The 12342-nt window shown below is 73.9% G+C and carries 9 protein-coding genes and 1 pseudogene; all 10 read right to left on the bottom strand.

Features of this window, described 5'->3' with window-relative positions; translation table 11 throughout:
• A pseudogene (locus ACWD3D_RS24425) lies at positions 1-296 on the bottom strand (hypothetical protein); the annotation flags it as partial.
• Complete coding sequence (locus ACWD3D_RS24420; RefSeq protein ID WP_328719545.1) at positions 284-1249, bottom strand: NAD-dependent epimerase/dehydratase family protein; 966 nt, start codon at positions 1247-1249, stop codon at positions 284-286. The gene ACWD3D_RS24420 and the pseudogene ACWD3D_RS24425, both read right to left, overlap by 13 nt.
• Before the next feature lie 303 nt (positions 1250-1552).
• A complete protein-coding gene (locus ACWD3D_RS24415; protein ID WP_451462948.1) occupies positions 1553-2782 on the bottom strand; it encodes a hypothetical protein in 1230 nt (409 codons plus the stop codon).
• Between the two features lie 238 nt (positions 2783-3020).
• On the bottom strand, positions 3021-5003 hold the full coding sequence (locus tag ACWD3D_RS24410) for a DUF3492 domain-containing protein (RefSeq protein WP_451462947.1): 1983 nt from the start codon (positions 5001-5003) through the stop codon (positions 3021-3023).
• Positions 5004-5190: 187 nt separating this feature from the next.
• Complete coding sequence (locus ACWD3D_RS24405) at positions 5191-6870, bottom strand: dipeptide ABC transporter ATP-binding protein (protein WP_451462946.1); 1680 nt, start codon at positions 6868-6870, stop codon at positions 5191-5193.
• Entirely contained in the window at positions 6867-7856 is a 990-nt protein-coding gene (locus ACWD3D_RS24400; protein WP_451462945.1) for an ABC transporter permease, read from the bottom strand. Before ACWD3D_RS24400 ends, ACWD3D_RS24405 begins: the two co-directional genes overlap by 4 nt.
• Complete coding sequence (locus ACWD3D_RS24395) at positions 7853-8836, bottom strand: ABC transporter permease (protein ID WP_451462944.1); 984 nt, start codon at positions 8834-8836, stop codon at positions 7853-7855. Before ACWD3D_RS24395 ends, ACWD3D_RS24400 begins: the two co-directional genes overlap by 4 nt.
• Before the next feature lie 2 nt (positions 8837-8838).
• Entirely contained in the window at positions 8839-10563 is a 1725-nt protein-coding gene (locus ACWD3D_RS24390) for an ABC transporter substrate-binding protein (protein ID WP_451462943.1), read from the bottom strand.
• A 343-nt stretch (positions 10564-10906) separates the two neighbouring features.
• Positions 10907-11002 (bottom strand): Ms4533A family Cys-rich leader peptide, encoded by a 96-nt coding sequence (locus tag ACWD3D_RS24385; RefSeq protein ID WP_323180436.1) that lies wholly within the window; start codon positions 11000-11002, stop codon positions 10907-10909.
• Positions 11003-11080: 78 nt separating this feature from the next.
• A partial coding sequence (locus tag ACWD3D_RS24380) for a DUF3152 domain-containing protein (RefSeq protein WP_451462942.1) occupies positions 11081-12342 on the bottom strand: 1262 nt, incomplete at its 5' end.

The raw sequence follows: 12342 nt of genomic DNA, 5'->3' as shown, positions 1-12342 counted from the left end.
TGGGTGGACTGACGGGTCGGCTGCGGCTGTTCGCGCGGGGTGGAGTGGGTGTTTCCCACGGTGTCGGGGGACTTGACCTGGCCGGTGACAGGGGCTTCCAGACAGTGCGGGTCGGGCCGGGTGCCCGGCCCGTCCGCGATGTTGAGGACCGCCCAGTGCAACGGCGTGCCGGGGCGGGTGAGTTCCGCCCACTCGGTGGGAGCGAGCAGCGGATGAGCGTATCCAGGCACACCGAAACCCATCTGCTCGTCCCCACTTGTCCGGCGGGCCGTTCCCGTGCCGGTCAGATGCGGCACGCCGCCTCCATCCAGATATCGGCCAGGGACTCCTCCAGGTTGATCCGGGGGCGCCAGCCCAGTCGGTCGCGGGCGGTACGCACGTCGGCCTGCTGCCAGGCACCGCAACCGTCCGGGTAGGGCGACGGAGTGGCCGCGAGGTGTTCCATGACCGACTCCGCGGAGGTGCGCTGGGCGCCGATCGGGAGGCGGCCGGGCGGCACCTCCAACTCGTGCAGCACACCGGCGAAACCGGAGACGCGGGCGAGGACGGCCGCGGCGTCGCGCAGCCGGACGGCCCTGCCGGTACCGATGTTGACGACGCCCTGGGCGGCGGAGAGGGAGGCCGCGTGCACCGCCCGCGCCACGTCGCGTACGTCCACGAAGTCGCGCTGCACCCCGAGGCCGCTGAGCTTCAGCTCGCCGTCGCCGGACTGCATCGCGCGGCGCATCGCCTCGGCGAGCCGGCCGAGCGGGGAGCCGGCCGGGGTGCCGGGGCCGACCGGCGAGAAGACCCGCAGCACGACCGCGTCGAGCCCGGAGCCGAGGACGAGTTCGGTCGCGGCGAGCTTGCTGACGCCGTACGGGCCGCCGGGGCGCGGTACGGCGTCCTCGGCGGTGGAGGACCCGGGCTGCGAGGGCCCGTACTCCGAGGCGCAGCCGACCTGGACGAGCCGCGCCCCGCAGCCGCTGCGGCGCAGCGCCTCGCAGACGGTGGCGACCGCGACCGTGTTGTGCCGGGTCAGCTCGCGGGCCTGGCCCCGGGTGGCCCCGGCGCAGTTCACGACGACCCCGGGGTGGACGGCGTCCAGGAAGCGGGTGAGTGCCCCGGGGCTGCCGCCCGCGAGGTCGAACCGTACGTCGGCGTCGTCGCCCCGGCCGAGGGCCGTGAGGTGGACGGCCGGGTCGGCCAGCAGGCGGTCCGCGACGAAGCGGCCGAGGAATCCGTTGGCGCCGAGCAGCAGAACCCTCATCGTGCACTCCCTGGGTGCCGGCGGCGGGTGGCCGGTGCGGCGGGTCGGCGGGTCATGTCCGGTTTCTCCTTGGTGGGAAGGCGTATGCGGTGCGGGTGACCCGCGGTGTCGGCTCCGCGGGGCGATAGGTGGTGCGAGGTGGTGGTCCGAAGGTGGGGCCGGCCGTTCGAGGTGGTGCGGTCGTCGGCCGGACCTGGCGCGGTCGCGGTGCCTGTCGCGGTCGGGCGCGCGAGGCCGGTGCGCCACGGCGGGTACGTGCGGGGGCGGGTGCGCGCGGGCCGGTGCGCGTCGGGTCGGTCCGGGTCAGTGCCGGTGGTGGGCGGAGGCGCGGGAGAGCGCGACGGCCGCATGCGCCAGCAGCCCGAGCGCTGCGGCGCCGCAGGCCAGGGCGGGTACGGCGCCGGTACCGCCCGCCGCGACGAGCAGGTCGACGGGCCGGGCGAGCGGGTCGAGGCCGGGCAGCCGGCCGCCCAGCACGAGGGCGGGGGCCGCCGCCTCGACCGCACAGGCGGCTGCCAGCGCGGTGACGGCGGGGGCGGACAGGCCGTGCGCGGTCTCCAGCCGGGCGAGGAAGAGCAGCAGCCCGAGGGCGTAGGCCGAGAGCGGTACGCCGTGGCCGCCGTACCCCAGGTCGGCGAGGAGCATGAGGGGCAGGAGCGCGGCGAGGAAGAGCGCGACGCTCGTCAGCAGTACCGGTCGCACCCCCGCGCCGAACTCCTCCAGCGCCCGGCTGCCACCGAGTTTGCGGCGGGCGTGCACACCGAAGTGGTGCGCGCACCAGGCGGCGGGGACCACGGCGAGGGAGAGGCCGAGGAGCGGAGCCGGGGTACCGGGCCAGTGGCCGTCCGGACCGCCGCTGAGGACTTGGGCGAGCAGCTCCTCCCCGTACACCGCGTAGCCGAGGAGCCAGCAGGTGTAGAGGGCGGTCCGGCCGGCGCCCGCCGGGGCGCGCAGCGGACCGGTGGCCAGGGCGGACCGGAGCGCGAGGAAGACCAGCAGGGCGCCGGCGGCCGTCAGTGTGTTCCGCGCGCCGGTGCCGAGCGCCCCCTCTGTCACCCGGAGCGCCCCGACCGTGGCGAGGCAGGCCGCCCCGGGCAGCAGGGCGTGCAGGGTCCAGGCGGCACGGTGGTCGGGATCGTGGGCGGTCCGCCGGTCGGACAGCAGCCCGACCGGACCGGCGGCGGCCCGGGGAACCCGGGCGTAGAGCTCCTCGGCCAGCGAGAAGACGTCCCGGTGGCGGTAGCGGGCGGCGGCCCGGTCGGTGATTCCGCGGGCCTCCAGGCCTGCGGCGATCTCCAGCGGGTCGACGGCGCCTTCGCAGAGCTCGCGGTGGTGCCGCAGCAGGGCGCGCACGGGGTCGGCGGGCGCCCGGCGGGCGGCGGCGGGCGCGGGAGCGGGGACGGGAACGGCTGTGGCGACGCCGGCGGCCCCGGCACGTTCCGCCGCGGCGTTCTCCGTCTCCGCGCTTTCCGCCTCCGCGCCTTCCACCACCGCGCCTTCCACCACCGCGCTTTCCGCCTCCGCGCCTTCCATCACCGCGCTTTCCGTCTCCGCGCCTTCCGTCTCCGCGCCTTCCGCCTCCGCTCGTTCCGCTCCCGCGGCCCCTGCCGGAACGCATTCGGCCGGAGCGTCCGCCACGGAGCCGGCGGCCCGGGCGGGGCGCTCGGCGGCGGGCGACGGGCCGTTCGGCACACCAAGGGCTTCGGGCGCGCGGCCCATGAGGGTTCCTCCGTACGGTTCGTTGCCCGGGGCGGACAGGTGGTCGCGGGGGTCACGCATCGCCGTCCCCCGCTCCGGCCGCCGCGGCGGCGCCGACCTTCTCGGGTGCGGGTGCGGGTGCGGGTGCGGACGCGGGTACGACGGCCCAGGCCGGGGTCCGTCCGGCGGGCCGTCGCTCCGCCGGTTCCGTGCGGGGCCGGCCGGTGCGTACGTACTCCTCGGGCGGGACGGCGAAGGGGCGGGGCGTCGAAGCGTCCGGCGCTCCCCCGGTCCGCGGGGTCCCGGCCTCCGGCCGGGCGGTGGCCGGGGCGGTGCCCCTGGGGCTCGGCGGGTGACTCGCGGTCAGCTCCCGGTAGAGCGAGCGGAAGGCCGCGAGGTTCTGCTCCACGGTGAAGAGTTCGCGGGCGCGCGCCCGCGCCGCCTCGCCCAGGCGCGCCCGGCGCTCCGGGTCGCGCAGCAGCGCGAGGCACGCGTCGGCGAGCGCCGGGGTGTCGCCCGGCGGGACCACCAGTCCGGTGCCGCCGATGACTTCGACCACCGCGCCCACGTCCGTCGAGACGGTGGCCCGGCCGCAGAACATCGCCTCCACCAGGCTGATCGGGAAACCCTCGACGACGCTGGACAGGACCACCACCCCGCCGGCCGCGTACGCTCCGGCGAGATCGTCCGCCCCGGCCCCCCCGATCTCCTCGAAGGAGACCGGGCTCTCCACGGCCCCGGCCCCCTCCGTCCCGGGCGCGTCCTCGTCGCGATCCCCGGCCGCGACCCCGGCCTCGTCCCGATCCCCGGCCGCGTCACCGTCCCCGGCCGCGACGGTTACGGGGAAGAGCGCGTCGGCCAGGGCCCGGCAGTGCGCGAGGTACGCGGCGCCCTCGGCGCCTTCGACGGGGGCGCCGAAGATCCGCAGCCGGGCGCCCGGTTCGGCCCGGTGCACCTCGGCGAAGGCGTTCAGCAGGGCGACGAGGTCCTTGGCGGGCTCGACCCTGCCCACCCACACCAGAGTGTCCGGGCCGGCGCTGTCGCTCTCGCCCACCTGCGCGAAGCGCCCCGTCTCCATGCCCGGGTACACCGTGCGCAGCTTGGCGGTGTCCGCACCGCAGCGCTGCTGCCAGCGGCGTACGTGGGTGTTGCCGGGGGTGACGACGGTGGCCTGCCGGTAGACCTCGGCGGCCAGGAGTGCGTGGAAGTTGGCGAGCAGGGCGCGTACCGGCGCGCCGAACGGCGTGTCCGTGGCGGAGAGGTAGTGCGTCCGCAGCGGCAGACCGTGCTCGGTGACCAGGAGGGGAACACCGAAGAAGCGTTTGGCCAGCAGTCCGGGGAGGGCAGCGGTGCCCCCGGAGGCCGCGTGGCAGAGGTCCACTCCGCCGAGGGACTCGGTGGTGTACCAGTCGAGCGAGAACGGCATCAGCAGACGGGCGAGTTCGGTGGCGAAGGTCAGGTGGTCGGTGACGGTGGCGCGCTGGACGGTACGGCTGGTTCCCCGGGCGCGGCAGGCGGATTCCAGTACCCGCAGGGCCGATTCGGAGCGGAGCGCGGTGGGCAGTCCGCCGTGCTCCCGGGCCAGTTCGGCGAGTCCGTAGAGTCCTTCGCCGAACCGTCCGGCCGGGCCGGCGGCCGTCCGTCCGGCCCCCGCGCCGTCCCGGGGGTGCGTCGGCCCGTCCGCGCCCGGGGCGCTGACCGCCGTGACGAGCGCCGTCAGATGCGCCGTGAAGCGCCGGCGCTCGCGGCGGCCGTAGGCGCCCCCGCTGCCGGTTACCAGGCGGGTGAGGCAGCTGCCCGGCTCGTCCCGCCGCACGCTCCCGTCCGTGGTCCGCTGCGGCGCGGTGTGCGGCGCGCTCCAGAGCGGCGCGGTCCGTACCCGCCCCACCTGCGGCGGCAGACTCACCCACCCGAGCTTCTCCTGATGGGCGGAGCGGCTCAGCGCGTAGAGGTCGAACTCGTGCTGGGGAAGACCGCGTACCAAGCGGTCGCACCACAGTCTGGACTCACCGTCCGCATACGGATAACCACCGTCGGTGAGCAGGCCGATACGCACGAGTACACCCCCGATCTCCCATGTGGGCAGCCACCGTTGGCCGGTGACCAGCGTCGGGACGACGTTAAGCGGATACGCCGGTGGCGCGACGGACGGTTGTCCGTCACGCCACCAGAAGGGGTGAACCGGCGTAACTTTCCCGGTCCCCACGCGTTTCGCCGCGAAACGACCCTGGAGGCACGCCCCGTCAGACCGTTACGAGCCCCCCGCGCGCCGCCCGCCGGGCCGCCGCCACCTCCGGATCGAGGGCGGGCACGGCCGCGAGGAGTTGCCGGGTGTACGGGTCGCGCGGGGAGCCGTACACCTCGTCGACGGCACCCTGTTCGACGATCCGGCCGTGGCGCATCACCGCGACCCGGTCGCTGACCTGCCGGACCACGGCGAGGTCGTGGGCGATGAAGACGAGGCCGATGCCGAGTTCCCGCTGGAGTTCCGCGAGGAGCGCGACGACCTGGGCCTGAGTGGTGACGTCGAGCGCCGAGACGGGCTCGTCGCAGACGATGATCCGGGGTTCCGCGGCGAGGGCGCGGGCGATGCCGACCCGCTGGCGCTGCCCCCCGCTGAACTCGTGCGGGTAGCTGTCGTACCGGGCCGCGTCCAGCCCGACGCGGTCCAGGAGTTCGCCGGCCCGGCGCCGGATGCGGGACTCGTCGCGTTCGCCGGCCGCGCGCAGCGGGTCGGCGACGGACTCGCCCACGGACCGTCTCGGGTTGAGGGAGGCGACCGGGTCCTGGAAGATCATCTGGAGTTCGCGCCGGTGCGGGCGCAGCTCCCTCGCCGACAGCGCGCCGATCTCCGTACCCGCGTACCGGAGCCGGCCGGCGGTCGGGTCGAGCAGCCGCACCAGCATGCGGCCGAGGGTGGTCTTGCCGCTTCCGCTCTCGCCGACGATGCCGAGCGTCTCACCGGCCCGGAGGGTGAGCGAGACGTCGTCCACGGCCGTGACCCGGTCGTGTCCCCGACCGAACTCGCACCGCAGGCCAACCGCTTCGAGCAGCGGCTCGCTCTCCTCGGCCCACCCGGACCGGACGGCCCCGGACACGGCGCCCACGGCCGTCGCGGCGTCCGCCCCGGGGGCGCGTCGCTCGCGCGTCGCGTCGACGCGGGGAACGGCGGAGAGCAGGGCGCGGGTGTACGCGTGGCGAGGGTTGCCCAGCACCTGGGCGACCGGACCACGTTCGACGGCCCGGCCGTCCTTCATGACCAGGATGTCGTCCACGCTCTCGGCGGCGACCCCGACGTCGTGGGTGACGAGCAGCAGTCCCATGCCCCGCTCGCGGCGCAGCTCGTGCAGCAGGTCGAGGACCTGCGCCTGCACGGTGACGTCGAGTGCGGTGGTGGGTTCGTCGGCGACGAGCAGGTCCGGTTCACAGACCAGCGCCATCGCGATGAGGACCCGCTGCCGCATCCCGCCGGAGAACTCGTGCGGCCGGGAGCGCGAGCGGCGCGCCGGGTCGGGGATGCCGACCCGGCCGAGGACCTCCACCGCGCGGGTCCGGGCGACCCGCCGGGAGACCCGGTGGTGCACCCGGTACACCTCGGCGATCTGGTCGCCCACGGCGTAGTAGGGGTCGAGCGAGGAGAGCGGGTCCTGGAACACCATGGCGGCCTTCGCGCCGCGCAGCGCCCGCAGTCCGGCGTCGTCGGCGGCCTGCACGTCCACACCGGCCACGGTGACCGAGCCGCCCACGACCGCCCCGGTCCCCCGGTGGAGGCCGAGCAGGGCGTAGGCGGAGGCGCTCTTGCCGGAGCCGGACTCCCCGACGACGCCGAGGGCGGTGCCCTTCTCCAGGGTGAAGGAGAGGTCGTCGACGGCGCGCACGCCGCCGAAGTCGATGGTGAGACCGGATACCTCGACCAAGCTCATGACAGCACCACCCGACGGTCGGCCGCCGCGTGCAGAAGGTCCGCGACGACGTTGGCGAGGACGACGAAGAATCCGGTGACGAGCACCAGTCCGACGACGACGGGGAGATCGACGGTCCGCACGGCGTCGACGAGTTCCCGGCCTATCCCGGGGATGTTGAAGAGCGATTCGGTGAGTACCGAGCCGCCGAACATCGTGCCGATGTCCACCGCGCCGAGTGCGATCACTGGTGCGAGCGCTCCGCGCAGGGCGTGCCGGACGACGATCCGCCGCTCGCTCACCCCGTAGGCGCGGAAGGTGCGGACGTGGTCCTCGGCGAGGGTCTCCAGCATCGCCGCGCGGGTCATCCGGGCGTACGGGGCCGCGGAGACGAGGGCGAGCGAGAGCCAGGGCAGCAGCAGGTTCCAGAACCACTGCTCGGGGTCGTCGGTCAGCGGGACGTAGACGGGGAACGGGAGGATCTGCAGCGTCGAGCAGCAGACGATGATCAGCATCAGGCCGAGCACGAAGACGGGCGTCGACATGCCCGCGAGCGTCACCCCGGTGAGGATGCGCTCGGTCGCCCGGCCGCGCCGCCACACCGAGAGCAGCCCGGTGCCGACGCCGACGAGGACCCAGAGCGCGAAGCCGCCGACGGCGAGCGAGGCGGTGGCGGGGAGCTTGGTGACGATCAGCTCCGTGACCTGCTCGTCGTCCCGGTAGGAGCGGCCGAGGCAGGGTGCCGGGCAGTGCTCGGTGCCGGTGCCGGTCGAGTAGTCGTGGCCGGTGAAGAGGGACTGGACGAAGTGGGCGTACTGCACGTACACCGGATCGTCGAGACGGAGTTGCGCGGTGACCTGGGCGACCTGCGCGGGCGAGCAGCGCGGGCCGCAGGCGATCTGCGCGACATCGCCCGGGGCGACGTAGAAGACGGCGTACACGACGACGCTCAGGGCGAAGAGCACCAGGAGCGCTCCGCCGAGGCGCCGCAGCAGGAAGCGGGTCACGCTCCGGCCTCCTTCTTGGTCCCGGTGCCGACCCGCAGCCGCGAGGCGACCCGGGGGTCGAGGGCGTTGCGCACGCCCTCGCCCAGCACCGTCAGCGCCAGCACGGTGACGAAGAGGAGCAGGGCGGGGACGAGCAGGTAGGTGGGCGCGGCCTGGTACCAGGTGTCCGCGTCGCTGAGCATCTGTCCCCAGGACGGCGTGGGCGGCTTGATGCCGACGCCGAGGAAGGACAGCGCGGCCTCCAGGACGATGTTGCCGGGGAAGAGCAGCACGGCGTAGGTGATGACGGGCGCGGCGAGGCCCGGCAGCAGTTCGCGTCGGGCGACGCGGGTGCCGCCCCAGCCGCTGAGCCGGGCGGCGAGGACGTGGTCGGTCCGCTTGAGGGCGAGGGTCTGGGCGCGGACGACCTTGGAGAGGTGCGCCCAGCCGACGAGGCCCACCATGCCGGCGATCAGCACGGGGCGGGGGAAACTCGCGGGGACCACGGCGAGCGCGCCGAGCGCGGTGACGATGACGGGGAGCGCGACGACGAGGTCGGTGACGCGGCTGATCAGCTGGTCGACGAGGCGGTGGCCGAGTCCGGCGGCCATGCCGAGGGTGATGCCGATGGCGACCTGGATCAGGGTGGCGGCGAGCGCCACGCCGAGCGAGACGCGGGCCCCGTAGACGACGCGGGCGAACAGGTCGCGTCCGGTGAGGGGTTCGACGCCGAGCCAGTGGTCGGCGCTGATGCCGCCGAAGGAGCCGAGGGGGACGCCGCCGGTCGCGGAGTCCACCAGGTCGGCGTGGAAGGCATTGGGGTCCTGCCCCTCGATCGCCGCGAGCAGCGGGGCGGCCAGGGCGGTGAGGACGAGCAGCGCGACGACGACGGCCGCCACGAGCGCGGAGCGCCGGGCGCGGAGCCGGCGCCAGAACGGGAGCGCCCCGGAGGCGGGGACCGTGTCGGTCCCCGCCTCCGTGACCAGCGGTGCTTCGGCCATGGCTACTTGACCGAGACCAGGGCGATGTCGAGTACGCCGGTCCAGTCGCTGATGACGACGTTCTTCACGCCCGCGCCGTAGAGGCGCTGGTAGACCGGGTGGAAGAGCGGCACGGTCAGCGCCTGCTCACCGATCTTCTTGTCGAGGGCGCCCCAGCGGGCGGCTGCGGCGTCGAGGTCGGTCAGTTGGTTGATCTCGTCGATCTCCTTGTTGACCGAAGCGTCGTTCAGGCGGCCGGTGTTGAAGTTGTAGCCGTCCTCCACGATCTGGCGGCCGTCGAAGATCGGCGCGAGGAAGGGGCCGCCCGAGGGCCAGTCGGCGCCCCAGCCGGCGAGGAAGAAGCCGGGCTCGGTCTTCACGTTGTACGCGGTCTCCGAGTAGGCGTTGTCCTCCAGGCCCTTGAGCTCGACCGTGATCCCGGCCTTCTTCAGGGCCTCCTGGATCGCGGTGGCGACCTCGGGGCTGGTGGCGAAGTTCTTCTCGTTGTCGTGCGTGAGGGTGACGGTCAGCCCGTTCGGGTAACCGGCCTCCTTCAGCACTTCCTTGGCCTTGGCGGCGTCACCCGTGGCGCCGGAGGGGAAGGCGTCGTACGCCGTGTACCCGAAGGACTTCTGCTCGGGCAGGAAGGTGGTGGCGGGTTCGGCGAGCGAGGAGCCGCCTGCCGCGTTGATGACGGAGGTGCGGTTGACGGCGTACGAGATCGCCTGGCGCACCTTCGGGTTGTCGAACGGCTTCACCTTCGGGTTGAAGGCGATGTAGTTGGTGTAGCCGAAGTGGCCTTCGCCGACGCGGGCGGCGAGGGCCTTGTCGCCGGTGACCTTGGCGAGTTCGGCCGGACCGAGGTTGGTGTCGGTGGTGATGGCGGCGGCGTCGGCACCGCGCGAGGCGGAGAGGCGCTGGTTGATGACGGCCGGGTCCAGGCCGGCGCGGACGTCGATCTTGTCCGGGTAGGCCTTGCGCTCGGAGTCGGTCTTCTCGGACCAGTAGGTGTTGCGCTCCAGGACGAGGTGCTCGCCGTCGCCCTCGTTGGAGACCACCTTGTACGGCCCCGAGGAGACGGGGTGGTTCTCGTAGGTCGCGCCGGTGTCCTTGGCCTGCGGCACGGGCGTGGTCTGGGTCTGCGTCGCCAGGTAGGGGAACTCGCCCTCGGGCTTGTTCAGGTGGAAGACGATGGTCCGGTCGTCGGGCGTCTCGATCGAGGCGAGGCCCTTCTTGTCCTTGTACGGACCCTCGTAGTCGGCGCCGCCGATCAGCCAGTCGCGCAGATAGGGTGCGCCGCCGGAGAGTTCGGCCGCGAAGGAGCGCTCGATGCCGTACTTGATGTCCGCGCTGGTGATCGCGGTGCCGTCCTCGTACTTCAGCCCGTCCTTGAGCGTGTACGTCCACACGGTGGCGTTCTCGCTGGGCGTGCCCAGGTCGGTCGCCAGGTCGGGGACCACCTCGGCACCGGCGGCGCCGGCCTCGCGGTTGCGGGTGGTGAGGGTGCGGAAGACCAGCGACGGGACGGCGCCACCGCCGGAGGTGTAGAGGCGCGCGGGGTCGAAGTTCACCTGGGGTGCGCGGTTGAGGACGCTGAGGGTGCCGCCCTTGGCGGGAGCGGACGAGGAGGCGGCGGAACCTGCGTCGCTCCCGCTCTCCTTCGGGCCGCACGCCGCGACGGACGAGCCCACGACGAGAACCACGACGGCCGCGGCGACGCGGCGGGATATGACGGACGGTTGACGCATCGGAAGATGACCTCTCGGTACTGCTCAGCCGGAGTGGCGAGCAGGGAAACCATGACAAGGGCAGGAAGAAGACAGGCGAAAGCGGCAGAAAGCGGGTGCTCGCGAGAGCGCGCGGCGCGTCACGGGACATCGGGTGCGCGATCCGGCGGGAGCCCGGAGGAAGGAGCCGGCCCGGTCGGCCGGAGCAGGACGGGGCCGGACCGGTCACGGGGGAGAACCGGGCCCGGGGCCGCCCGCCGGGGAGGCCGCGTCCGCGGGCCGGGACGCCGGGGACGTGGTCCGGGGGTCGCGCGGGATGCCCCTCAGGGCTGCGGACGGCGGCCGGAACACGACCGGGCGGGCGTCAGCGACAGAGAATGTCGGCGACGCAGTGCCTGGTCACACCGATGAGCGCGCGCTCCAGGGCGGCGCTCTCGGGGGTGATCAAGATGCGTGACATGCGGAGAAATATGAACGACCGCTCATCACCGTGTCAATGTGAAATGAGACGGTCGTATCAACATATGGACAGACTGGATCAAGTGGCGGGATACACCCACGGGTTGGGTTTGCACGAGATCCCGTCGATGTCCAACGACTTCGTCTGCTGCTGCATCACGGGAGCCAGGGCACCCGGGGTACGGCAGCTCACGTGGTTGTGTCCGAGCCGGTGTCCGACCTCGTGGTTGATGAGCATCTGCCGGTAGGGCAGGAGCTTGTCGGGGCCGAAGGTGACCGAACCCTGGGCCCACCGGTAGGCGTTGATCATGACCCGTTCGGTGGACGCGGAGTCGCAGGAGACGTTGTCCTCGGTGGTGTCGAGGCCGGACTTCTCGCACCAGACCCCGGTGGTGCCGGGACTGGCCAGGGTGATGACGAAGTCGGGCGCGCCCGTGGAGATCCGCTCGAACGTCATGTCCCCGTGGTGTGCCCAACTGCGGTCGTCGTTGAGGGTCTTCTGCACGGCCTCGGCGAAGAGGGCGGGGTCGAGGCCGAGCCCCTGCTCCACGTCGATCCGGTAGCGGTACTTGTGCCCGGTGCCGGGTGCCTTCGCCGCACCCGGGACGACCTCGAACTTCCCGTCGCCCGCCAGATCGGCGGCGAGCGGGTAGGGCGTGGCCATCTTCTCCTCGTACGACAGCGCCTTCAGCGGCGCCGCCGTCGGAGTCGCGGCGGTGGCCCGCGCGTCGGAGCGCGAGGCTCCCTGGCCGTTCTGCCGGGTACCGGACCCCTGCGGGGAGTCGTCGCCACCGTGGCCCTGGGCCACCTGCCCGGCCACGACCACGGCGAGCACCGTGGTCACCGCCGCCGCCGCGATACCGGTGAACGTCCGCCCCTTGCCGCCCCGGCCGCCGCCCTTGCCGGGGGTGCCGTCCGGTCCGCCGGAGCCGTCGCCGGCCCCGCCGTCCGGCCCGCCGTCGCGCCGGACGGGCGCACCGGGGGAATCCTCCGTCGACGCGGGCACGGCCACCCTCGACGGGACCTGCCGCACCGGAAGTCCCACGGACGGCGCGTCGAAGGCGTCCACGAACTCGGGCCGCGGGCCCGGTATCAGCGGCGTACCGCCGGGCGCGGGCCGCACCACCGCCCGGCCGACGGGAGCGGCACCCCGTCCGCCCGCACGGAACTCGCCCGCGTGCGGGTCTCCGGCGCGGGGGCCTGTGGCGCGGGGGTCCGTGGCGCGGGGGCCGGTGGTCGGAAATTCACCCGAACGTGTCTGCTGCCGGGCCGGGTCGGCGGGCCGCGCGAACCTCGGGGGCTCGCCGGGGCCGTAGCGCGGCTGCGGGCCGGTGCCCCAGC

The organism is Streptomyces sp. NPDC002690 (assembly GCF_053592415.1).
The sequence above is the reverse complement of the archived record's forward strand: the minus strand, read 5'-3'. Positions and strand labels throughout refer to the sequence as shown.